The organism is Paenibacillus sp. JNUCC-31, assembly GCF_014844075.1.
In the GTDB taxonomy this organism is placed as follows: domain Bacteria; phylum Bacillota; class Bacilli; order Paenibacillales; family Paenibacillaceae; genus Paenibacillus.
This window is the reverse complement of the sequence record NZ_CP062165.1, coordinates 4456369-4481462: the sequence shown is the minus strand read 5'-3', so window position 1 is coordinate 4481462 and position 25094 is coordinate 4456369. Positions and strand designations below refer to the sequence as shown.

Here is a 25094-nt window from a genome sequence, read left to right as displayed (position 1 = left end):
ATAATACATATATGATAGTATTCATATCGTGTCATGGAAGATTGATTAACACAATAAAATATGTTCTTAATTTAATAGTTCGAACGAATTTATACAATAGGATTTGTCGATTCTGGTAGTTACCTTGTTCATTTGGTATTTCCTCAATAACAATTAGAATATATTCTTGTCCTTTATGGCTGGTACTTGGTTTCCTAAAATAAAAAAAAGCCGCTATTACAGCGACTTTCAATGGTTTACTGATTTATTTCTTTCAAAATGTTCAATCCCTGCCAACACAATTCTTGCTCCAATGCTCAAGTGCCTGGTGGTCCATTATTGATAACCCCTTCTCATACGCATTTCCACTTGAATCCTGTTGCCACGAAGACGAATAACAGACCTTCAGAATGTTTATACGCTGAATCCCCGCCCTTACTGGGTTTCAGCAGTACATATGTTGTCTCAATTGATGATATAAACCACAAAGGGACTACTAAAAGCAGTCCCTTCATTTCTTTTTTGAATGATGTAGATCGTCTGACATCATTCTAATATTTATCTCAATTATGTGCGAAGGAGGTCCATGTTTAAAGGCCAAAAATGAACTGTTTCGCGGGTACTAATATCTACTAGTGGATGTTCTCATCGAACAGGTAAAAATCATAATGATACAACGCATTTTTCTCTATAGAACTGAATTCTTGTACCATCGCTATATAATGAAGATATAGTATTAGCTCAAAATATCTTGTACCATAAATGCAGAATAAAAAAACGACATTATACCATAAAGTGCAGTATCACTATGTGATACTGCACTTTATGGAGGAAACAATCCATAATCCTATATTTTTCACTGAATAATTCGAGTTTTTTCGTGTTTGCCGACAACATTAAATAAAACTACCGCCAAAATACTATAAAGTTACCGACATTATAATATAAAACAAACACTAGTGGTCAAACAAACCCATAGAATATATTTATTTCATGGACTCGGATAGCTCTGTGAAAATAACCCCCAGCGCATATGCGCCAGCATCCGGGTAGCCCAGACTGCGATCACCTACAGCACCCGCGCGGCCCATGCGTGCCACAATGTCTTCGGTTTTCTTCGCACCTTCTACTGCCGCTTCGGCACCTTTGGCAAACGCTGTTTTGAAGTCGTCTCCGGACTTCGCACTTTGCGTCCAGGCATCGGCACAAGGAACGAGTGCGTCGATCAATGTTTTGTCACCTACAACGGCACCACGTCCGAAGGAACGCTCACCTGTCGATTGAATCCCTTGTACTGCCGCCTGCATCATATTAGCGAATTCGGCAACATTCAATTGCTGTTTGTCACCTACAGCTTTGCCCGCCGCCCGGAATGCCGAACCCCAGATCGGGCCGGATGCACCGCCGCAGTATTCCATAATGACCAGAGAGCATGCATCGAGGAATGAACCGATATTCGTTTTCTCTTCGTTCACGATATGGTTCCATTCGCGCTTAAGTTGTCTAAAGCCCTTCGCTACGCTCATGCCGAAGTCGCCGTCACCTGCATGGGAATCCAGTTCACAGAACGGGACTTCTTTCTTAATGATGATCTCACTCATCTTATCGATCAGGTAGACGATATTATCCAGGGTGAACTGATTGTTGTTGATTACCGCAGACGCTGCTGGGGTCTCCACTTCATAGGATACTGGAACATCTTCAGTCACGACGGCTTCCAACGCTTCGGAGTATTCCACTTGTGCTACTGGAGGGCCAGATACTTTGAACGCAGGTGTATCACTTTCCTTAAACAGCAACGTTTTCAGTTCATCGTCCAGTTTCAGGATCGTCACCGATGCGCCTGCCATATCAATGCTCGTCATGTAATTGCCAACAAACGTCGTGGCTATACCCAGACCTGAACGCTGTGCCAGCTCACGCTGAACTGAATTATTGAGCAGATACAGCTCCTGTAAAGGTGTCGCGCCAAAGCCATTGATAAGCACAGCAATCTCAGCGGATGCATCGCTGTCCAGCTTCATGTCTGCAAGCAGCGCTTCAACCATGCGGCCTGCGAGCTCATCCGCAGATACCCATTTCTCGCGGCGAATACCTGGCTCACCATGAATTCCTACACCGAATTCCATTTCATCTTCGGCAATTTCGAACGTCGGTGTGCCTTTGGCAGGCACGGTACAGGAAGTAAATCCAAATCCGATGCTCCGTACGTTCTGTGCTGCTTTCTCAGCAACGGATTTTACCTCTGCCAGACTGCGGCCTTCTTCAGCTGCGGCTCCAGCGATTTTGTGCACCAGTACGGTTCCGGCAACGCCACGGCGTCCAACCGTATACAGACTGTCTTGTACAGCAATGTCATCCTCAACCCGTACATATTGCACGTCAATGCCATCTTCCTCTGCAAGATGCGCCGCGTTCTTGAAGTTCATCATGTCGCCGCTGTAATTCTTGATGATTAGCAGCGTGCCCTTCTTGCTGGCTGTGGCCTTGATCGCCTGGTACACCTGAATCTGGGAAGGAGACGCGAACACATCTCCGCAGACGGCTGCATCCAGCATGCCTTTGCCCACATAACCTGCGTGAGCCGGTTCGTGACCGCTTCCGCCGCCGCTGATCAGGCTGACTTTGTCAGCTTGAATCTCTCTGCGTTTGATGACTTTATATTTTTTCAGGAATTCCAGCTCCGGGTGCGCGAGCGCAATCCCGTTGCACATTTCCATGACTACATTTTCAGCCTGATTGATGATTTTCTTCATGATTTCACCTCCCGGCGAGCTGCTTTGTAGTCCCGTCCCATACGGTCAGCCGCTGCAATGGCAGCAGCCACTTCAGGAACCGTAATCGGGAATGGCATAGCGTGAATGGATTCTTCCGGAATACAAGCGATCTCGGCCACTTTCAACAACTCTTCCTGACTAATGGTATCTACACCGATATCCGCCAAGCTTACAGGCAGTCCCACTGCGAGACAGAAGTCCATGACTTCATGCAGCTCTTCAGTTGGCGCATTTTCGAGTACGAGCTGCGCAATCGTACCGAAGCTTACTTTTTCACCGTGGAAGAAGTGATGTGTACCCTCCAGAACGGTCAAACCATTGTGGATCGCATGTGCTGCGGCCAGCCCGCCACTTTCAAATCCGAGACCAGACAACAGGATGTTTGTCTCAACGATGTTTTCCAGCGCTTGAGTCACGACGTTGCTGTCACTGGCTACTTTTGCTTTCAATCCGTCAGTCAGCAGCATTTCGTAGCACAGCTTCGCCAGTGCAAGTGCTGCATTCGTTCCTACAGCGGATGGGGTATATCCTTCACGTGAACCCATAGGCAAACTTGCATTCACACGAGAGTATGATTTTGCTGTAGCTCTTGCTTCGAAGTACGTAGATAGTGCGTCACCCATACCTGATACGAGAAACCGTGTTGGAGCGTTTGCGATAACCGTTGTATCCACAAGAACAACACTTGGGCTTTGTTTGAAATATGCATAGTCATCAAACGCACCTTCCGGCGTGTACAACACAGCAGAGTGACTTGTTGGTGCATCCGTTGCAGCGATGGTTGGGCAGATGATCAACGCCTCGCCTTCTGCAACACATTTGGCTGCATCAATCGCTTTACCGCCACCTAGACCGATGGTGCATGTACATCCTTTTTCCTTCGCAATGTCTTGCAGACGAGCGACTTCCTCGCGCGAACATTCTCCTCTAAAACCGCTTTCAACAAACGTTATATTGAATTTCTGTGCTGTTGCATCGAGCTTCCCTTTTACACGATTTACATCATCGGGATGCGCGATCAGCAAGGCGGATTCACCAAAGGATTTCACAAAGTAACCCAGGTTCAACAATTCATCTTCGCCTTGCACGTATTTCGTCGGACTGATAAATGCTTTTCTCATAATGATATATGCCTCCTATAGCGTCGTTAATATAGTGTTTAAAACATTCAATTTTAATGGCTCACAATTAATATAAATATATACCTTACATGTCAGGGTTACAGTGGACTTTGATAACAAATTATTATAATTTGCAATCGTAATTTTTTGCTTTTTAGTGGAATCATGGTATCTTATTGTCATGCGATGGTTGAATTTTGACCTTCCATCACTCTGTACCCGTTGTTATCTCATCTTAATATGTACAACTTGCTAACTTTTAACGACCAAAATCATTCATCAGGTTAGCTATGGAGGTTCTGCCCATGATTAAAGAATATCTGCATATCAATAAAATCCTTGATCTGAATAAATGGAAGCGTCTACAGGATTCCCTTGCCACCGTAACCAAGCTGGCCATTCTAACTGTTGATTATAAAGGCATTCCCGTAACCAGCCATAGCAGCTGTCAGTCCTTTTGCCAAAATGTTCGCAAAGATCCCGAACTGCTCCCCTACTGCCAGAAATGTGATTCTCGTGGGGGTCTGGAAGCCGTTCGATTGAATGAACCTTATGTCTACCTGTGTCATTTCAATATAGTCGACATCGCCATTCCAATTACGATTGATGGAAAATATATCGGTGCTGTAATGGCAGGACAAGTGAAGCTTGCTGACCCGGAGAAAGGGACAGATCTAGAACAGATCGTTACGTCGAAGAACGTGCCTATGCATGCTGCAAAGCTGGAGGAATTACGGGACGATTATGACCAGCTGCCTGTCATGACCTATGAAGAGGTTGTGAAAATTTCCAACATGCTATCTTTACTCTGTAACTACATTGTCGAGGAAGCACTCAATAAAAATTTGCTGGTGGAGATGTTCGAGAAAGCTTCGGGGAATCAAGAGTCTCTGAATCTGTCCACTATTCTGCCTGGATACTCTATCCGTAACATTGAGTCGATCAAAAAAGAAATGACCAATGCGATTGCGGATGCCTATCTTAAAAACAGTCCAAGTGATACAGAGAGCTCCAGCCCGGTGCTCCAACCTGCTTTTGAATATATTCATAGTCACAAGAGTGAGCAAGTCTCGCTTAAACAAATGGCCGATCTGTGCCACTTGAGTCCAAGTTATTTCAGCAGGCTGTTTGCCAAGGAAACGGGTGAAAACTTCACGACTTATATTGCTCGACTCAAAATCAAATGGGCCAAGCAATTGCTTGAAGTTACGGACATGCCCGTGTCACAGATCAGTGATGAACTGGGGTTCAATGAATCGGGGTATTTTATCAAAATATTCAAAAAATTCGAGGAGATTACGCCTGCCCTCTATCGCAAATACATGCAGGAACAATGAGCAACCACGGCATCGTTGCAAATGTTACAGACCGATTATATCGATGTCTATTATGCTCACCGTTATGATCATAACACTCCACTTGAAGAGGCATTTTTCTTTTTCCTGCAAAAAACGGCTGATCAGGGACTTTATCCACTGAACAGCCGTTCGTTTACAAATTCAAAGAGTCTTTCTTATAACGCGACACCGGTTACTCTCCATTCCAGAATCCCAGTGGAAGCCGGATTGCTCGCCTCCATCTGAAGCCGGATCTTCGTTGTGCTTACCGGATCAAATGTCGTCGTATTATACGTATCCGCACGTGTGCCCAGCCCCTTCGCGTTGCTTGCATCACGCCATACATTCCCGTCCCAGTATTGAATCTTGTACGAGCGAGGTACATCGATTCCGCCGTTATCCTTGAACCAGTAGACATCACTCTGCGATACCGTATAAGCGCGATCCAAATCATACTGTACCCATTGCGTACCCGTCTCCGGCCAGTTACCATACACCGCCTGACTTCGGTCATTGGAGTGCGCTGGGTCCAATCCGTCATTCAACGCAGTAATCGTTTCCCATGGGGAAACATACGATGTCGTCACGTTGGCGCTGACGGCAGCATTAACAGGTTGATTGGTTGACGGTGCAACCGGGAAACGTGCAGTATCCTTCTTCAACTGGCTCCACGTATAACGCAGCAACCATACGTCCCAATTTGTAATCGTCGATGAATTGCCCGCCCACATAATCGTCGGTAACGGGAAACCACCCGGCGGACGATCCTGCGCTTCGTAGAAATCAGGCATTCCGAACCCATGTCCAATCTCATGCTCGGTAATTTGGATTTCATTATTGTTCACAGTACTCAAAATGTAATCATCGGACACCCGCTGTCCCCAGTCTCCGCCTGCACCACCGCCGAAGTTGGACGTTCCCCACAAATACATGTCAAACCGCTTGTCCAAACCACCTGGATAGACATAGTTCGGATTGGTGAAGTGTTCAAATCGTGACAATTCGCTCGGAGCGTACGGCAAAGTCGCCGGGATTCTTGGGTCTGTTTTGCTCAGTTCATCCACTGTTGTTGTGGTGTAGACCTTTTCACTGGACTGCTTGTCCAAAATTTGTGCCGGATTGGCTACAGCCCAACCCACAACCTTAACCGCAATATCTCCATATGGCCAGCCATCATACCCTTTAAGATGCTTCGTCCAGTTATTCATTTGCCGCCCAAGCATCTTCTCAATATCCTTCCGCTGCTGCAGTGTAAGGTTTTTGGTCGATTGCCAGCGCACTACGTAGTTGATCGTTCCTTTCCCGGCAAAAATCTGATCATAGATCAGGTTCTTCCGGTTCACCGAACCTTCCTTGATCATGCGATTGGTATACACCCACTCAATAGATGATCTCAATTCCGAAGGCATGTCCGACAATACGGCGTTGATCGATACACCAGAATCAGCTGCAGCCGCTACGGATGTACCTGGAACCCAGACAGCACTTCCTCCCAGTACGGTTGCAGATAAAGCGAGTGACATCACAGCTAACGTAAATTTTTGACGTGAAAACATGATATTCATCCTTTCTCTCCCTAAAATGAAGTTGAAATCAATAAACGGTATAGTTTCGCTCCTTTATTTCTAATGGAATATATTACCTTTTTATATTTTACATGGTAAAGAAAATATTGGAATAATCCTGCATACCTGTTTTCTCTACAGGTTCATGCATCCGTTCATCCTATTTTCGAGATAGAAGCCGGACTTTGGACTAATGACAAGTGCCCATTCATGCAGGAGTGCCCTTTTAAAAACATAAAAAAAGCCCTATCCAACAAACGGATAGAGCAACTATACATATCGATTTGGTCAGCTTCTTTTATTTCACATGTTTCCGCATCTCTTCATCCAGCCATTCCAGCGCAGAACGCAGCTTGTCCTTGGGAACACCTTCATAACGATCACCTGCGGAGAATTCAAAAGCGCAGCTGTGACCGCTTGTCTCTTGCAGATACGACGTGATCCCAATACCGAATTGCTGAGCCATGGATGCCAGGATACGCTCCACCTCGGCTTGGGCCAACGGAATATGTACGTGAAACATATTGGAGACAGGCACTTCTGGCAACGTATGTATACCGTCACACGCATTTAACAAGGAGGCCAGTTCCTTGGCCTGCTCATAATAAAGCTCCATTTTGCCAATCCGTTCATTGAAATAATACTGAGAACTAAGGATGTACGGATACAACCCGATCAGATCGCCGCCGTGACGACGTTTCCATACCTTGGATTCTTGCATAACATCCGTATCCCCTGCCAAAATAGCACCCGCAATCCCACCAATGCCTTTGTAAAAAGACACGTAGACACTATCAAACAGACTGCAAATCTCAGCTGGTGTCTTCTGATAATAGGGAGTGATCTCAAACAGGCGTGCCCCGTCCAAATGAAGCTTGATCCCGCGTTCACGGCAATAGGACGAGATCGCCTCCAATTCTTCATACGCAGGCAATTGTCCACCAATCTCGCGTTGCGGCAGTTCAAGCAGCAGGCAGGCAACGTCCTGATCGATCCCCTCTACATCTTCCAATCGAATCAGTCGATCCTTGTCTGCCAGCAAAATGGTTTCAATCTGATGCAGTTCCTTCAGTCCGTCTTCCTCATGGATTTCCAGGTGAGATAAAGGGTGGTAAGCTACCCGCTTGATGCCTTTGCGGTCACACCAGATACGTAAAGCAATTTGCTGTGCCATCGTACCACTGGGGAAAAACACAGCCGATTCCTTGCCCAGAACGTCAGCCATCTGCTGCTGGAATTGATCAATGATTTTACCGTTGCCATAATGATCACTATATTGTTCCCCATCCACATGCGCCAGCACTTCCTGAAGCACTTTGACTTTACGGCTGCCATGGCCGCCTATAATAAACTCCGCCTGATCAAATGCTTCCGCTAACGTTAGCTCTGTATCCTTCAAGGTTATTCACTCCTTTTATTGTTCTGGTCCTTGTTTCGTCATCATCTGCACCAATGCACCCAGTGCTCCGGATCGATGCTCACTCCGGGAATGCACGAATCCTACTTCCAACCTGCGATACGGATCAGGCAAAGATAAGACTGCAACCTCACCTCTTCGTTCTGCTTTCGTAACCGAGGAACGTGGAAGCAATGATACACCCAACCCGACAGATACGCCGTTCAAAATAGTATCCAGTGTTCCGTATTCCGTGACATTGAGGGTGTGCACGCCTTGATCTTTCAAAAAGGCTTCTGCCTGTTCGCGATGAGTACAGCCTACTTCAAAAAACAACATGGGTTTGCACAATAAATCATGCATTTTATGGGTCCCGGGTTCGGCAATCAGCACCAATTCTTCGTCGTACACTTTCATATAGTTCAGCTCAGGGTGGTCGACCGGGCCATATATTAAAGCCCCATGCAGCTCATGTTGAATGACCTTCTGATTGAGTTCATGTGTACCCCCTGTAATTAACGAATGCTGAACCTCGGGATAACATAAACGGTATTCAGCGAGCAGCGGCGTCAGATAACTGGAGACTGCGGTCTCAATCGCACCAACACGAAGCATACCTGAAGGTGGATTTCCGATCTGCGTTGCCTGCTCCGCTTCATATAACAAATGTAATATTTTATCCGCATATCCAAGCAAATTCTCACCCGCCGGTGTGAGCGACATGCCTCGATTGGAACGATGAAACAGTGGCACTTGCAGCTGTTCTTCCAGCTGTTTGATTCGCGTTGTTACATTGGATTGCACATAATTCAGCGCTAATGCGGCTTTGCTGATACTGCCTTCACGGGCAACCGCCTGAAATATTTTTAAATCTCCTGCATCCATGCCCCTGGTCACCTTCTTGTTATCTATGATCTGAATTGATACTGACATTCATTTTTGTTCATTTTACGTGAATCTGCCCTATCTGTACAATGAGGCTCAATAGTGAAGTATTTATATAGACAGGGAGGAATTATGAAAATGAAAGCTATAATACATTCAGGCCAAAGCGGCCTTGGAGGTCTTCAATATACAAATTCAACATCTCGGTCACCCGGAGCAGGTGAAGTACAGATCCAACTGAAATCCGCTGGAATCAATCATCGAGATCTGTTCATCATGGCAGGACGTACCTCACAGGACACACCTCTCATTCTTGGTTCAGATGGAGCAGGTGTAATCGTAGAGATTGGAGAAGGTGTAGACGGATTATCTGTAGGTGATGAGGTCATCATCCACCCTACTCTCGGTTGGGAGCATGCAGCTGACATACCTATCGTGCCCGATATTATAGGGGGACCTGCGGATGGAACGCTCGCACAATATATGACGCTCCCTGCCAGAAATGCCTTGCCCAAACCCGCTCATCTCTCATGGACGGAAGCAGGCGTGTTGTCCCTTTCGGCATTGACTGCATATCGCGCACTATTCACTCGTGGCGCACTTAAGCAGGGTGAACATATCCTCATTCCCGGCATCGGTGGAGGTGTAGCGACCTATGCCCTGCTCATGGCTGTAGCTGCTGGTGCCAAGGTAACCGTCACCTCCAGAAGTGAAGCCAAAAGAAAAGAGGCCTTGCGTCTGGGCGCTAACCGTGCATTGGATAGCCATACAGACTGGAATTCGCATAACGGTCTGGAACCTGTTGACATGATCTTGGATAGCATAGGACAAACCATGTTCCCAAAATATTTTGATATAATCAGACCAGGTGGACGTATCGTGATGTACGGTGCAAGCTCGGGAGATGATCTGAATATTCCGATCCGCTCGATCTTTTTCCCGCAAGTTAGCCTGCTTGGAACTTCCATGGGAAGCCGTGAAGAGTTTGTCCAGATGCTGCAATGGGTGGAACGGCATGATATACATCCTGTAATCGATGGCACATATCTGTTGCAGGATACAGCACAAGCATTCGAACGCATGGAAAAGGGCAAGCAGTTTGGCAATCTTGCTATACTCGTGGAGTGACATCTGATTTTAGATGGACCTTCATTAATGGGTAAAAATCATTTTCGATAATGGGGTGAATCCATCTGACCCGTCTCGCTAAACGTACAGCCATTGTTCTTGTTGCTATTATGCTTTTGGCCCAAATTCCGATGTTGAAAGAGACCTTTTCCAGAGGGGTAACAACATTATATGTGAACATAAAGTACCCCGAACACTCCTTTCAATACAGGGATTTCATCTATGAATCTCATTTTGGTAGCTATATCATTTCTTATGCTGATCAAGACGGAAAACCCATGAGCCTGACGCTAGAACCGAAATGGTTGCCTGTACTCGTTACGTATGATCCATTGGATCAGCCCATGAAAGACTAGTTTGTTCACTCTATGATTCATTTAGGAGGTATGAATATGTCCAACCATGTGCATTTAATCGATTTGGTTCGCAAGCTGATGAATGCCGAAGGAACCGAGGATGAACTGGATGACATGCTAAACGAGTTAGAGCAAGAGCTGCCTTATACGGAGATCAGTAATCTGATTTTCTGGGATGATCGGGACTTGACACCCGAACAGATCGTGGAGGAGGCCCTGGCTGCTCGTCCAATCATTCTTCCGCCCCAGCCCTAACAAACTTCAGGAGGTGAATGATCGGATATGTCTGATATGAATTATAACGACAACGACAACAACAAAAATAAACAGCCCGATTTTGCCGCAGTCCGTGGAGAAGAAAAACTGCAGGCACTTCGTGATCTGATTGAGCTAACGGATAACCACCTTATTCACCAAGTCCTCGCTATTGGCTTGGATTCACACGAAGAAGATCTGGTACGTATAGAAGCTTGGCGTGCTCTTGGTATGGCAGGCTCCTCTGCTCTTCTGGATGAGATCCTTCATGCTGCCGCGCAACTTGTTCGCGATTCGGAAGAAGATGAGGATGTACAGAACTACGTCTTACAAACTCTCGCGTTATTGCCCATTACAGAAGCCGAGATCCAATTGGCTCAGGAGGTTCTGGAGGGGGATGCGTATATTTTGGTCAAATGGGCTGCCTTTGCTATTCTTGTTGCACATCAACATGTTTCTGGTGCCAGGTCCGCATTAGAGTCACTTCAATACCATCCCGATTTTGGCGCATCTGCGAGACGGGAACTTCATCCGAATTAAGGAAGTGATATTCAATGAGTAAGCAGGACGAACCTTCCCGAAATAAACATGAGCCTAACAAGAACCCTGCTCAGTCCAGTGAAGAATCGGGAGAAAACGCTACACGACCGATTCACCTTACCCAAGGCGAGATCAATGCATTACAGAAGGCCCTTCTCTATCTCAAGTTTGAATGTGAAGAGAACGATTCCCTGTTATACGCGGGCAGCCCCTTGTTGAACAGCGTGCTGGAAAAGGTGCTTAAGGTCAGTGCATTCAGAGAGTTCGCCAAAGACTTTCACTCCCGTCCCAATGCATATGCAGAGACATTTATGCGCAACAAGTTAGAGCGTTCCTACGCAGAAGAATTTGCCCCACGTGAACGTACAGAAGAGCAGAAGGCAGAAATTCTCAGGTGCTGCATGTTTCCTTATCCCGTTAAATAAAAATCCTCGATACTCATTTTCTGAGTATCGAGGATTTTTTATATCTGGTGCTATCGAAACACTTTACATGTAAAACCATACACACTTGGTTTTACCCACAATCTACGGTGTATGTGTACTCACATACTGCAACGTTCCTTTAGGAAACCCATTCCATTCACCTGTCAATGAAAATTGTTGTGAACCCGTGTAAATTCCACGTTTGCGAATAAATGTCCCGCCAGCAGGCATAAATTGATCATGCGAAGATGGGTCGCCCAAAACGTCCACAGTTCGTCCATCTTTTTTGAGAACTAATGCAACGACATTATACTCATCCGGATTATATAATTCCAGTTCATCATTGTAGTATGAGGCTGGAGTGATATCGAAAAAGTCGTAAAAAATAGTATTAATGTTTATATAAGGCATACCTGGATTAACATCGAGTACATTTTTCGTCGTCACTTTCATTGTTGACGTCTTTTTCATCCATTGATGTACTTCTAACTGATACCCAGTTGCTTTATGTGACGGGTCTCCATCACCTGTGTAATAAAGTTGGACGACACTACGCCCATCTCCCGCATCCATATACTGGGAGAAAAATAATTCCGGTGAACCTTGTGCTAGCGAGTTCACTTGCACTACCACCGCTCTACCATCATTCCCGATAATCCAGAATAACAACGGAGATACAGTTAAAGGAATTTGCGTCCCATTGACCGTATTCGGTCCTGCAAACGTCGAATCTGGCGTACCGCTGTATACCTTGAAACTCGTCTGTCCCGGGAACGCATTCGAAGTTGGATAAGTTAGAGCATCCTTTACCCCTGACTTCGTATTGATCTGCATCACCCCGCCATTCACCAGTGAAGCCGTACGAACATTAAAGGTGTAATCGACCTCTCCACCTTTTCCATCCTTCGCAGTTATAGTTAAAGGAGCAACTGTATTCCCTGTTCCCGGTTTCAATGTTAACAGGCTTCCATTAATGCTTGCACTAACTGCTTCGTCCAAGCTGCTGCTGACGGTATACTGCAACGTATCTCCATCAGGATCACTGAACAATTGACTCAGATCAAACGTACGATCATTCGTTACCGTTGGCGTTAACACTTGTTCGTAAATGCTGCTTACAACCTCTGGCGCCACGTTCGGACTGGCAGGCTCCCCTGCAACGGTCACACCAAACGACATCTGTTCTGTTCGTCCTGCCAAATCATAAACCGTCAGCGTCACCGTTGTTTGTCCTTCTGCTACTGGAGTGACCGAAATCTGTGGGCCATTGGTTAAGACCGCTGCAATATTGACGTCTGCAGAAGAAGCATCAACCGTTAATGTGTTCATGTCAAAATTCAACAGATACGGAGTAAGGTCTATATCCAAAGTAGACCAAGGCCATGTTACCGTTTGATCCGGGATCGAACCGATACTTCCTGATTCTAAGACCTCTATGTCAATAGAGGCTGTTGCCTCTTTGCCATATATATCTTTTGCTATAATATCAGCTTGAAATTTGCCAACTTGCTTGGGATGAATAATCAGCTTGTTATCTTGAATATTCACCTCTGCAATGAGGAGATTATTGAAGTCAAGTGGCGTTTGAAACTCTAACACATCCCCATCTGGATCACTAAAATATTGTGAGAGATCAATGACAGTATCTTCCTTACCCAGAAACAACGTTTGAGCAGGTAGGTTACTCGTAAGAACTGGAGAAGCATTAGGCTTAGGATTAACCCTTACTTGAAATGCAGTTGAAATGAAACCGCCCCTACCATCGTCTACCAAAAAGTGAATGGTATATTCTCCAAATTTCAAAGCAGTAAAATTCAGCACTCCGGAAATTTCTTCTACTATCAATCCGTCCGGATCAGATGAACTGGCGCTGAATGTAAGTGGGTCACCGTCTGGATCAGTATATAGCTCGTTCAGTTTCACTACAGGGATGTCATCCCCCAGATATACGTCTATTTTTGGTGGAGCCTCCCCCACAGGCACACGGTTGAGTGGCGGAAGAACAACAACCCTCATGTCGAGTTCTGTAACACCCGTACTGCCATCATCTGCGATTTGCCCATCATCCACTTTGATTTTAAGAACAACCTCTCCAGCCTTTTTAGGCGTTAACCTCAATACAGACTGCCCATATTCCGATTTCACGATCTCCGTATCCACGATTTCCGGGGCACTATTCGTTACACTGTAAAGCAACTCCGATTCATATTTCTCATCATCCATAACATAGACCATGAGATCCACATCCTTGTTGCCTGACTCTGCTATTAACTCTTGATCAGGAATAGGCGATGCGAGCGGAGGGGCATTCACATTGACTTCAAATGTGGATCTCAACCTTTTGCCACGACCATCATTTGAGGACACCGTTACTGTGGCTGTACCATGTTCCAATGGTATAACTTCGAGATTTGATCCACTAAGCACAACCTTAGCTACTGAGGATTTGGACGAAGCAACCGTATACGTTATTGGATCACCATCCGGATCAGTCACATAGTTGTTCAGGTTTAGCGATGTACCCTGACCATTTGCTGTAAACTTGCGGTTTTCAAATGGCTTCAGCAGTTCAGGTGACCGATTGGCAACAACAGGAGTCGTTTCGCTTCCTCCCGTTCCTCCTGACGAAGGAGATGCCACATTCGAAGTTACTGTTCCTGTGTTTCCACTTACGGCCGAAGATGGCACTCCGGCTGCCAAGGAAACCTCGGCAACCTTAATATTTCCTGTTAGATTAACCTGTGCTGCTGCATTATTCACCTGAAGTTGTTGAATGGTGCCCACTGCATTAAGATTAACTGCCCCAACCCCATCTGCCGTTAATTGTCGCAAGTTGACATTACCGTTAAGTTGCAGAGGCTGTGACGTATTCAACTTGACCGTATCGACGCTTCCCTGCAATTCCACCTTACTTGCGCCATTTACAATATTCAACAAAGACAGCTCAGCCGTATCTGCAATTTTAAGCGCACTGTCGGATTCAATGCTAACCTCTTGAGCATGGGTACTTCCCGAGAGCACCATATGCACATCACTTTTGTCTACATTCACATTATTTAGAACAGCGTTCTCGAACACAACGGTATTGCTGTCGCCACCCTGAACTAAGACAGGCTGTTCCACATTTATATTTTTGGCATAAAAGTCATGCTCCATCTCCGGGGCTATCGTCAGTTTCCCCTTGATCTTAAGCTCTTGTACCGAGATGAAGTCTGCCTTAATCGTCAAATCTCCATTCAGTGTGGTTTCCCCAGCATTCAATAACAGATTACGGGTGAATTCCGCCTCTCCTGTCTGTGCTGCTTCTCCGCCTTTTCTAATTTCCAAGGTCTTAATATCGGTAATCATATGATTTCGGCTCATGAACTGTATTCCTGCCTGATTAAGCACAGCCTTGTTACGATCATTCAGAAGACCCGCTACTTGTTCAGAGATCTGATAGACAACCCCGTTGATCTGAACTTGGCTTCCTTGGATGGACTGAACTACAGACAGGCGGGTTTCTGGGAAGATCGCTGACAACATCATGCCTATGGCTTCGCCTCGAACAAGTCCTTGTTTAACTTTATTCTCTCCCTGATATTCACTTAAAAGATTAGCCTTCTCAGCAGCTTGGATATAAGGAGCCGCCCACGCACTTGCCCCTTTCCATTCCGAAGGAAGCGACTCTACCTGATCACCTTGTTTAGCATAAGCCGTTGCTCTGACCAAAACGGTGATTAATTCCTGCCCAGTAATCTCTGCCCCTGGATGGAAATAACCTTTGGCATCTCCTTGTAAAAGACCAGCCTTCTTCACCGCTTGAATGGAAGGTGCTGACCAGCTAGCTGACTTCACATCTGCAAATGGTGCTGAAGCTTTTTTACTTGTTGTTAATCCAAGGGCCTGTGCAAGAACAACCGCCAGTTCCTGACGAGTGATCGGATCAGCTGCCCTAAGGTTACCGTCCGGTTCTCCTTTAATGATACCCATAGTTACAGCCTTATCCATTGAATCATTTAATTGATTTGTAGCATTATAGGCTGAAGATATGTTAGATGAGGTTAACATCCGATCTGCTGAATCCCGACTCTGTGCAGCAACTGGAACAGCATTACTTAGAAGCAATGCAATTATGGCTAATTGTGCTGTTCTTTTCATTTTTCGCATCATTATTCTCCTTCTGTATCTGGTGTTAAGTTAACGAAATCAAGGAGTGATTAAAGAATCAAACTTGCCCAAGTTACCATAATTGTTTTCTCCAATATTGCTCCATTCGGATGGCTCATAAGAAACTTTGTCACCTTGAACGGTATCCCATTTTCTTGTCAAAGATTGAGCCGGTACAATAACTGCCGTATCCATGACTTCCCCTTTGTAATAAAGCGTTAGTGTTACCGGTTCCTGTTTTTCAACCAGATCCAAAATCAAATAATAATAATCTTCATCTGTAAATCCACTAAACTCTTCTGCGAGAACCAACGTACTATTTGATGGAATTATTGTGCCTGAGTCCAGCGTAATAGGAGTACTGGAATCACTGCGTACAATCGTGATATCTCCTGCATTAAGCGGTTTGGATGTAGGGTTATACAGCTCAATTGCCTGATTGGAATCCTCACCCCAGACTACCTCGGAAATAAATAATCCCTTTCCTGCATCCGGATCTTCCACGTTAACCGTAAATGTGGTCTCAGCTTCTTCACCACGGGGATCGGTTGCTTTGACCGTAACCGTAGCTGAACCCATAACGTTCTTGAATTGCAAAGTCAACGTTTCTCCTTGCACACTTGTATCTACTACATTCGCATCTGAAGATTCTGCCGTGTAAGATAGACTGTCTCCATCTGAATCCTCGAACACTCCAGCCAGGTTAACCGTATCGCTTACCTTTCCCAAAGTTACCTCCAACTTGGAAATCTGCCTTACTGCCGTGGGCTTATGATTAACAGCTACAGGCGCTTTGACCTTAACATTAAACCTGTTCTCCACTTCCGCTCCATTACTGTCCTTGGCGGTTACCGTGATTTCAGCATTACCCAGAGAATAGATGTTCAGAGTCATCATACTTCCTGTAATATCAGCATCCGCAACGTGGTTATCGGATGAAGTTACAACGAAAGTCAGTTCATCTCCGTCCGGGTCTGAGAAAATAGTTTTCAAGTCTATCGGATCATTTGAAGCTCCCATTTCAACTTCAACCATTTGCAATGGTTCAACCACTTCAGGAGCATGGTTTATGGGCGGCAATATGATTGGCGGGATTACAATGGGTGGAATTGGTGGGATCGGCGGTGGAATGAAAAAAGGATGAACAACATAGAGGAAAGAGGTTGTTTTACTTCCTCCTTTGCCATCTTTAACTTTCACCGTTACCTGTGTATTACCTACAGCAATGGGCTGTATTTTTAATTTGGAACCCTGAATGTCAGCAGAAGCGATACTTTGGTCTATTTCTGAAACTTCATAGCTTAATTCATCTTCATCCGCATCCGTAAATATAGTGCTCAGATCGATCTCTTGTGCACCATCTCCTAAAAATACGCTCTTGTCGGGTATGTTCGATTGAACAACAGGCGGTTGATTCTCGGGAGACGGAGGTACAATGACAACAGGCGGTCTTGGTTCAGGCGTTGGTGTTGATGGTCCTGAAGTGCCTCCTGAACCTGTATTAGAGTTGCTAGTCCCCGTATCACTGGAGGATGCCGTTACAGGAGGTGTAATATGGATGATCTGTGTTAATGCCCCTCCTTTCGGAAGAATAACCTTGTCTGTTTTTACACTCTCAGGCAATTGAATAACAGACTTCGCATCTTTCAGTACAATCTGTTTCCACTTCCCACTTCCCTGAACAATAACTTTGTCAGTGGTATCCAGGGCAACTTCGTCGATGTCCCCTTCGATTGTCACTACACTAACACCAGGTTTTAAGACAACTTGCGACAATGTATCGGCTTTTAAAACAACATGATCTGCCGAGACAGAAATTACACCTTGGTAGGCTGATTCTTTCATATTCAATGTCACGGGATCTTTAACCGTACCTGCTTGGACAATCTGAATTGCTGACAAGGATGACAGATTACGTGTACGTGCATCATAGGTGATCACAGCATTCTGTAATGCCTCTTTGTTCTTTTCATTCAGAATGCTTTGCAGTTCCTTACCAATTACAAACGGACGTCCATCGATATATGCAATATCTCCATCCAACTCAGTCAATGAAGCTGTTTGCTCACCCGTCTGGAAGACATCGACCAAAATCTTTGCAATATCTTGCCTTTCCACCAAAGCCTTGGATTCAAATCTTCCATCAATAGATTCCAATAATCCCATCTTCAATGCAGTATTTACCTGTTCTTTAGCCCATCCACTCACCATGGATTCATCTGAAACCGTCTGCTGCTGGCCACTCTTGATTCCTTGTGTTCCTGTGACTCTTACCAAAATGGAAGCCAGTTCCTCCCGGCGAATTGGATCGTTGGCACGGAAATTACCAGATGCATCTCCAGTCATCCAGCCTGCCTGCCGAATAGCTTCAATATAGGGAGCGGCCCAGTCCAAATTATTTCGTACCGTTTGCGATGGTTCTTCAATCGTTAGATGGGATGCTTTAACCAGTAATACGGCCATCTCTCTCCGGGTTAAATACTGACGTGGATGAAATGATCCATCTGGATAACCCGAAATTAGTCCTTGTTTTACCGCTTCCTGAACCGCTTGCAGAGAAGTGGAACGGATATCGGTTTGATCTGTGAAAACCGATGATATATGATTTACTGCTCCTCCCGTTTGATCGGCTGCGTTGACGATCTGATTTCCCCACAGCACGCCTACTACAATTGAAGTCAGCAGTATTTTTTTCCAATCTTGATTCATGCTTGTTCCTCCCCAAAAAAACTCGTACTCGGCACATAGCTTATCAAGATTTTCTGAACAAATTCTGAACAAAATGACTACCATATTATCCAATTAAAAGGTGCTTATTAAGAACGCCTATACCCTCACTTCCGTTAACATAAGGCCATGATGTTACATACAAAAAAAGGTTGTCAATCAAAATGAACTTAATGCATAAAAAGTTGCAAAAATAGATAAATAATATCCACTTATATAATATGCATTCATGTAAAATCCTCTTTATGCTTTCTTACATTCTTTTTCTGAAATCACGTGTATCTATCTCAAAATTCGTTATAATGAAAAGAACTTGGTGAGATTTGTAAGTTTATGCAATCAATCAACTTGGTTATTGGAGGCGAATTATGGAAACGGAAGGTTTACGGAACGTGGAACTGCTTGCTCTGAAGAAACACAAGATTTACAAACAAAGCTTAATCAGGTACCTTGCACGCTCCATGCTCGCCAGCATGTTTATCGGGTTTGGCGTCATCGTGGCGTTCAAGACGGGTAACTTCTTTTATATGGAGGATTCCCCTTTTACATACCCTATGGCTGCCCTCACGTTCGGCGCGGCAATTATTCTGATCGCCTATGGTGGCGGTGATCTGTTCACCGGAAATACGTTCTACTACACGTATGCTGCATTACGCAAAAAACTGAAATGGTTCGAAGTGGTCAAGTTGTGGATCGCCAGTTACAGCGGGAATCTGATGGGTGCTGCGGTATTCGCCCTGTTAATCTATCTGACGGGACTGTTCGATTCATCTCAAGTGAACGGTTTTCTGCTGAGTGTCGTAGAGCATAAGATGGAGGCTCCGGCCATGCAGCTCTTTTTTCGGGGTATTTTGTGTAACTGGCTCGTATGTCTGGCGTTCTTTGTGCCGATGTTCATGAAGGAGAATGGAGCCAAGATGTTCGCCATGATGCTCTTTGTCTTCTGCTTTTTCATCTCGGGATATGAGCACAGCGTCGCCAATATGTGTACGTTCGCAATTGCACTGGTACTGAATCATCCGGGGACCATCTCATTGGGCGGGGTGATCCACAACCTGGTTCCGGTAACGCTCGGCAATCTGGTGGGCGGTGTGCTGCTGATGGGCTTTATGTACTATGCCGTGAACAAACCGTTTCTGGACGAAGAGACACACTAATCTTGGAAAAAAAAATCCCCTCCCGGCCCGGTCTATCGACCTCGGCTAACCGGTAAGGGAAATCTGAAACACCCCCGCAACCCTTCCATCTTGCGATGAAGGTTGCGGGGGTGTTTGTTTACGAGCTAGCTCCCTCCTAATCTGCCTTGATCTCCAGATGAAGCAGCGGAAACGGATTACCCGAACCATCCAATTCGGAACGACCTATTTGTACAAATCCCATCTTCTCATAGAAACGGGCTGCCCCGGTATTCTGTTCATTAACATCCACTTTGAGGTGAAGGCCTTTGAGGTGAAGGGTGTGGTTAATCAGAAGACGTCCCAGACCCTGTCCATGCTGACTGACATCTACAAACAACATCTCGATAAAGTTATCATCCAAACCAATAAAACCAACGGGTTCATTGTCAGCATTCAATGCTTCCCAAACCTCGACTTGCCTTTGCTGCAACACATCGCTCACTACTTTTTTATAGAATTGGATATGATGCTCTTCCAAAAACGTATGTGTCGCCCGAACAGCTCTCTCCCAAATCTCGACCAACTTGTCATGATCCTGTTCCCGATATGAAACGATTAACATGTCCAACATATTCTCCTTTTTAGTAAACGGTTATGTACCATCCGACCCTCAGATCGGACTTGGTTATTATATTAAATTTTAGATGACTCTACGTTAACATATATTTTACCATGCCCAACAATCAATCTGTACCCATGTTTACCATTCTTGAGTTAACTTTTCGCAGTTGTTTGCGGATTCCAGCGGAACGTTGCTACCGATTGGTAAGGCAAGGTATATCGAAACGAATGTCCGTCTAAGACAACGCTAAAAGAGACTTCTGCGTTGTCCGTGTTCGCTGCAATCAGCACCATAGTTCCATCTGGATTGCGAAAGGCGACGTTCTCAACCTTCCCCTGTTCTTGCGTAGATTCCACCCTTACAGCGCCTGGACGAACATACCTGCTGATGTGCCCAAGCGCATAATACTCCACATTTCTAATGATTTCACCGCTCACCGGATCAATCGTCACCACTCCTCTGCAGTTTCCACAACCCCCATTCGTAGGTCCCCCTTGGGGATCTAATGCGATGTTCCAGAGCAGTACATTCTTCGCCCAGTTACGCGGGCCACCAATCATGAGGTTGGACATCTGCCAGCTTAAATTCACACCAAAATCGGGACTCCATTCCCCGCCGCTGCATTCAGTAAAATAAACATGTTTGTCTGGAAAGCGGTCATGCACTTCCAACATGGCGGACGGATCACCCGCATAACAATGGAAGGCCGATCCATCGATATATGCAGCAGCCTGCTCATCTTCAAGCACCTTGCTTGTGTATTCGACCGCCTGATCCCAGTTATGGTCATACGCGATGATTCGCGTGTCCAGTCCTGCATCTTTGAGAGCCGGACCAAGATAATCACGAATAAACATCGCCTGTTCCTCAGCGCCCATACTCATGCTTGGATAGTCAGCTGTAGTAAACTCCGGTTCATTCTGCAACGTTATCCCGTAGATGGGTATGCCTTTCGCATGATAAGCTTCAATATACTTCATAAAATATCGCGCATAAGCTTCATACACCCGGGGGTCGTTGTAATCCAGATACCAGCCGTTCGTGGTCTTCTCCCCATATTTCATCCAGGCCGGGGCCGTCCATGGTGTGCCCAACACTTTCAGGTCCGACTTTAATCGAGCTACCTGCTCCAAGATCTTCACGACTTCCTGATCCTTATCAATCGAAAAATGTTCCATGTTGTAATCCGTGCCTGACGCGATATCATCATAGGTATAACTTGATGCCTGACCTGATTCATCCACCGAATAATCCGAGGCACCAATCGTATGACGCACCATATCCATGTCCAGTCCTTCAGTCGTAAACAGTTCCTTCAGCAGTTGTTCTTGCTGTTCCTCTGGGAGCTGGTTGATCAGATGTGCCGACGAACCCGTCATAGCTGCGCCAAATCCATCCATGGTCTGATAGGTCCTCTCCGGGTCAATTCGTATGGTGAACTCCAACCGGGAATGTTCCGCCTGCTGTGATGCGGAATCAACGGAGCTGGTGCCAGCATCGTGGTTATCTGCTATAGGGATCGCTGGTTGCGGTTCCTGCAAATGTTGCTGATCTCCCGTCGTTAGCCAAACTTCAGCCTCTGCATGCTTGTCCTCTACTGGCGGTGGAACAGGTGAATCGCTTCGGTTGATGATAAGCCCGATTCCTACGGCGACACAACAAACAGCGATTGATAGGATGATCCATCGTTTGGGATGCTCTCGCCAGCCTATGTTCATCACTCATCACTCCCTTCCCACGTTGATTGGAAAAAGCCGCGGCCATTCGGCCACGACTCATTTATAACTTTTATTTACCAGACTTGCTTCCGATATTCACACTGCCTGTCAGGCGGATATCATCGGATGCACTGCCGACATAAACCTGTACTTTCCCCTTAGGCATCACCCATTTATGCGATGTTTCATCCCAATAGGACAGTGCACTGCGATCCAGTTGAATATTGACACGCTGCTGCTTGCCAGCCTTCAGATCGACCTTCGCCCAGCCAGCAAGCTGCTTCTCCGGTGTCTCCACCTTGGTTGGCAGATTGCCAACATAGACCTGTACCACTTCTGCACCGGTAACTTTACCGGTATTACGCAGGTTCAGGGATACTTCTACCGTTGCCTTATCACCTTTGCCTGTATTTTTCACATGCAGGTTACGGTAGTCAAAGTTCGTGTAAGACAATCCGTGTCCAAAAGCAAACGCCGGAGTCATGCCTTCTTTGTCATATCCTTTATACCCTACAAAGATACCCTCGGAGTAGTTGCCCACCCCATTCACACCCGGGAATTGTTCCGCAGTGGATACCGGGGTCTGTGAATCATCAGACGGGAACGTCACGGGCAGTTTGCCGGATGGATTCACATCACCAAATAGAACCCGTGCGACCGCGTTACCTTGTTCCTGACCTGCATACCAGGCTTGAACAATGGATGGCACTTCTTTTTGCCAAGAATCCATTTCCACGGCGCGACCACTCATTTGTACCACAATCGTTTTGGGATTGGCTGCCGCCACTTCGCGGATCAATTGCTCCTGGTTGTTCGGAAGTTCCAGATCGGAACGGTCTACATACCCTTCACTGTCATACGTACGTGTCACGACAACCGCGACATCCGATTTTTTGGCCAGATCAACTGCCTTTTGCATCTTGGCATCCACAGCATCTTCAGGTGCTTCCCAGCCGAAACGAACTTGGGCACCCATATCATGACTCGACTGTACCGGGAAATCGGTACGATATTCAATGCGAATGTTGTGGGACTTGCCTTCTTCTAACGTGATTTCTTTCTTGGTCGTGCTCAAATTTTCACCTTGATTGTCTACGAGCAGCTGATCATCCACGTACAATTTCGCAGAGCCCAGACTCGTCAGAGACAATTTGTATTCACCCGTTTTGGGAGCCGTAATGGAACCCGTCCAACGAGCGGACATTTTACTGTTGAATTTCGTTGGTGTCACCGGAAGCTTGGATGACTGGGCGTTGAACCCTTCATAGTTGTAAAATCCAAGATTCATGTTCACCTGGTTATCCGTGCGGACCAGTTCAGGATTGCCCTCCATGTCCTTGTTGGTCCAATATTCGGCATGCAGACCATACTCTGCTTTCTCCGTACCATAGTTCTGCTCGCTCTTCTCGGCATTTGCCGGAGACAGGAGTGTGGATGGAACAGCGGAAGGACCGTTAAATGCATCCCCTGCAGAGATCGGATCAGTTCCAGCTGCATATTTTACATCCACCCCGTTACCAGCACGGTTACGAATTCCTTGCAGTGGACTTACGGTATACGTCGGGTTAACCATACTGCTACCTCCACCAGCAGCAGATGCGTTATCTGCATCTGGTCCAATGACTGCAATGGACTTCACATTTTTGCTCGACAGTGGAAGCATGTTGTCGTTATTTTGCAAGAGAACCATGCTCTTTTCCGCAAACTCACGTGCTTTAGCGCCATCTGCCTTCGCATTGATTTGTGTATTTGTTACAGGGTTATCGAACAGCCCTTTCTCGAACATTTGAAGCAAAATCCGTCTGACCTTCTCATCAATGGTTTGTTCGCTGACTTCACCTTTGTTCACGGCTTCAAGCAGCTTGCTTCCCCATTTGCCATAAGGTTCACCCGGTGTTTCCAGATCGAGTCCCGCATTCGCGGATGCCGCTGTACTGAAGTTGGCACCGTAGTCACTCATGACGAACCCTTCGAAGCCAAACTGGTTCTTGAGGACATCCGTCAGCATCTTCTTGTTCTCACAAGCATATGTACCGTTCACCTGGTTAAACGAACACATCGCCGAACCCAGATTCGCTTTTTCCACCATCGCCTGGAACGGACGTGCATATACTTCCTGAATGGCACGTTCACTGGCTGTTGCATTGGTTGTGAAACGCTCCGTCTCCTGGTTATTCAGGATGTAGTGCTTTGCGGTAGCAATAACCGGATTGCTCTGAATCCCGTTCACATATGCCGCACCCATGCCGGATGCCAGCAAAGGATCTTCACCAAGGGATTCGAAGTTACGGGAACCCCAGGGGGTACGTGCGATATCCAGGCCAGGGCCCAGTACCACATTATGTGTTGTGTCATGGGCTTCCTGCCCGATAAGATCACCGTATTTCTTGGCAAGATCGGTGTCCCATGAAGCCGCGAGGGCAATTGGTGCGGGCAGTGCCGTGGACTTTTTGTCCTGAACATCCGGGTTCGCCACACGTACCCCAGCAGGTCCATCCGCCATCTGTAACGCTGGAATGCCGAGACGCTCCAGTCCATCATTATAGAAACCATAATAGTTATTTACTTTACCGGTAACGAATCCGACTTTCTCCTCCAGTGTCATCGCCTTGAGCAACAACGCGGTGCGTTCCTCCGCAGACAGGGATTTGTTCATCCATGGGCGATCAGCCCCGGATTCCGCTTCTGCGGCGAAGGCGTGCAACGGCATAGCCGCTACTGCCACGATGATTAACAGCATAAACCATCGTTTGAGGAAAATCAGATTGAGTCTTCTGTTCATGTTGTAAGTTCTCCTTCTCTCTTGATCATTTTTCTCGCATACACCTTGAATACATGTATACAAGGGAATACGTACTGGCTTAATCCCAGTCTTTCAAGCATTCAGGTCGTCTTGCACAGAGCTTCTGAAACTGCCACTTGCAAGCAAGACAGCAATTTCGTTTCCTAACGATAGCCGACCTGCTCGCAGATTACACCCCCTTAAATTTGGTAAA

Annotated in this window: 16 protein-coding genes and 1 pseudogene; 7 read left to right on the top strand and 10 right to left on the bottom strand. The window is 46.1% G+C overall.

Annotated elements, in window-relative coordinates; all coding sequences use genetic code 11:
• Positions 1–965 precede the first annotated feature (965 nt).
• Both dhaK and JNUCC31_RS19495 read right to left on the bottom strand, forming a co-directional pair.
• On the bottom strand, positions 966–2735 hold the full coding sequence (gene dhaK / locus JNUCC31_RS19500; protein WP_192263532.1) for a dihydroxyacetone kinase subunit DhaK: 1770 nt from the start codon (positions 2733–2735) through the stop codon (positions 966–968).
• A complete protein-coding gene (locus tag JNUCC31_RS19495; RefSeq protein WP_192263530.1) occupies positions 2732–3877 on the bottom strand; it encodes a glycerol dehydrogenase in 1146 nt (381 codons plus the stop codon). The genes dhaK and JNUCC31_RS19495 overlap by 4 nt, the downstream gene beginning before the upstream one ends.
• Positions 3878–4182: 305 nt before the next feature.
• Between JNUCC31_RS19495 and JNUCC31_RS19490 the strand changes: the two genes are divergently transcribed.
• Positions 4183–5214, top strand: a complete 1032-nt coding sequence (locus JNUCC31_RS19490; protein ID WP_192263527.1) for a PocR ligand-binding domain-containing protein — start codon at positions 4183–4185, stop codon at positions 5212–5214.
• A gap of 9 nt (positions 5215–5223) precedes the next feature.
• Positions 5224–5460: pseudogene (locus JNUCC31_RS33440) on the top strand (aldo/keto reductase); the annotation flags it as partial.
• Here the strand turns inward: JNUCC31_RS33440 and JNUCC31_RS19480 are convergent.
• The 3 genes from JNUCC31_RS19480 to JNUCC31_RS19470 all read right to left on the bottom strand — a co-directional run bounded on the left by JNUCC31_RS19480 (position 5391) and on the right by JNUCC31_RS19470 (position 9108).
• Positions 5391–6770 (bottom strand): discoidin domain-containing protein, encoded by a 1380-nt coding sequence (locus JNUCC31_RS19480; protein ID WP_192263525.1) that lies wholly within the window; start codon positions 6768–6770, stop codon positions 5391–5393. The pseudogene JNUCC31_RS33440 and the gene JNUCC31_RS19480 overlap by 70 nt on opposite strands.
• Positions 6771–7077: 307 nt before the next feature.
• On the bottom strand, positions 7078–8178 hold the full coding sequence (locus JNUCC31_RS19475) for a threonine aldolase family protein (protein WP_192263523.1): 1101 nt from the start codon (positions 8176–8178) through the stop codon (positions 7078–7080).
• Between the two features lie 15 nt (positions 8179–8193).
• Positions 8194–9108: a LysR family transcriptional regulator gene (locus JNUCC31_RS19470; protein ID WP_228469112.1), complete on the bottom strand. Its 915-nt coding sequence runs from the start codon at positions 9106–9108 to the stop codon at positions 8194–8196.
• Between the two features lie 90 nt (positions 9109–9198).
• On the opposite strand from JNUCC31_RS19470, the gene JNUCC31_RS19465 reads away from it, so the two are divergent.
• From JNUCC31_RS19465 to JNUCC31_RS19450, 4 genes are all read left to right on the top strand, one after another.
• Positions 9199–10188 carry a quinone oxidoreductase family protein gene (locus JNUCC31_RS19465; RefSeq protein WP_192263519.1) on the top strand — a complete coding sequence of 330 codons (990 nt, stop codon included), beginning with the start codon at positions 9199–9201 and terminating at the stop codon, positions 10186–10188.
• A gap of 392 nt (positions 10189–10580) precedes the next feature.
• Positions 10581–10799, top strand: coding sequence for a bacteriocin immunity protein (locus tag JNUCC31_RS19460; protein WP_228469111.1), 219 nt, complete (start codon positions 10581–10583; stop codon positions 10797–10799).
• Positions 10800–10826: 27 nt separating this feature from the next.
• A complete protein-coding gene (locus JNUCC31_RS19455; protein WP_192263516.1) occupies positions 10827–11339 on the top strand; it encodes a hypothetical protein in 513 nt (170 codons plus the stop codon).
• 14 nt (positions 11340–11353) lie between these two features.
• Positions 11354–11764 (top strand): hypothetical protein, encoded by a 411-nt coding sequence (locus tag JNUCC31_RS19450; RefSeq protein ID WP_192263514.1) that lies wholly within the window; start codon positions 11354–11356, stop codon positions 11762–11764.
• 102 nt (positions 11765–11866) lie between these two features.
• Here the strand turns inward: JNUCC31_RS19450 and JNUCC31_RS19445 are convergent, their stop codons facing one another.
• Both JNUCC31_RS19445 and JNUCC31_RS19440 read right to left on the bottom strand, forming a co-directional pair.
• Entirely contained in the window at positions 11867–15904 is a 4038-nt protein-coding gene (locus JNUCC31_RS19445; protein ID WP_228469110.1) for an S-layer homology domain-containing protein, read from the bottom strand.
• A 48-nt stretch (positions 15905–15952) separates the two neighbouring features.
• Positions 15953–18622 (bottom strand): S-layer homology domain-containing protein, encoded by a 2670-nt coding sequence (locus JNUCC31_RS19440; RefSeq protein WP_192263510.1) that lies wholly within the window; start codon positions 18620–18622, stop codon positions 15953–15955.
• 386 nt (positions 18623–19008) lie between these two features.
• Here JNUCC31_RS19440 and JNUCC31_RS19435 point away from each other — a divergent pair, with 386 nt between their 5' ends.
• A complete protein-coding gene (locus tag JNUCC31_RS19435) occupies positions 19009–19797 on the top strand; it encodes a formate/nitrite transporter family protein (RefSeq protein WP_192263508.1) in 789 nt (262 codons plus the stop codon).
• Between the two features lie 136 nt (positions 19798–19933).
• Here the strand turns inward: JNUCC31_RS19435 and JNUCC31_RS19430 are convergent, their stop codons facing one another.
• From JNUCC31_RS19430 to JNUCC31_RS19420, 3 genes are all read right to left on the bottom strand, one after another.
• A complete protein-coding gene (locus tag JNUCC31_RS19430; protein ID WP_416234321.1) occupies positions 19934–20380 on the bottom strand; it encodes an acetyltransferase in 447 nt (148 codons plus the stop codon).
• Between the two features lie 152 nt (positions 20381–20532).
• On the bottom strand, positions 20533–22098 hold the full coding sequence (locus JNUCC31_RS19425) for a glycoside hydrolase family 30 protein (RefSeq protein ID WP_192263506.1): 1566 nt from the start codon (positions 22096–22098) through the stop codon (positions 20533–20535).
• A gap of 70 nt (positions 22099–22168) precedes the next feature.
• Complete coding sequence (locus JNUCC31_RS19420) at positions 22169–24880, bottom strand: beta-glucosidase (protein ID WP_192263504.1); 2712 nt, start codon at positions 24878–24880, stop codon at positions 22169–22171.
• Positions 24881–25094: the final 214 nt, after the last annotated feature.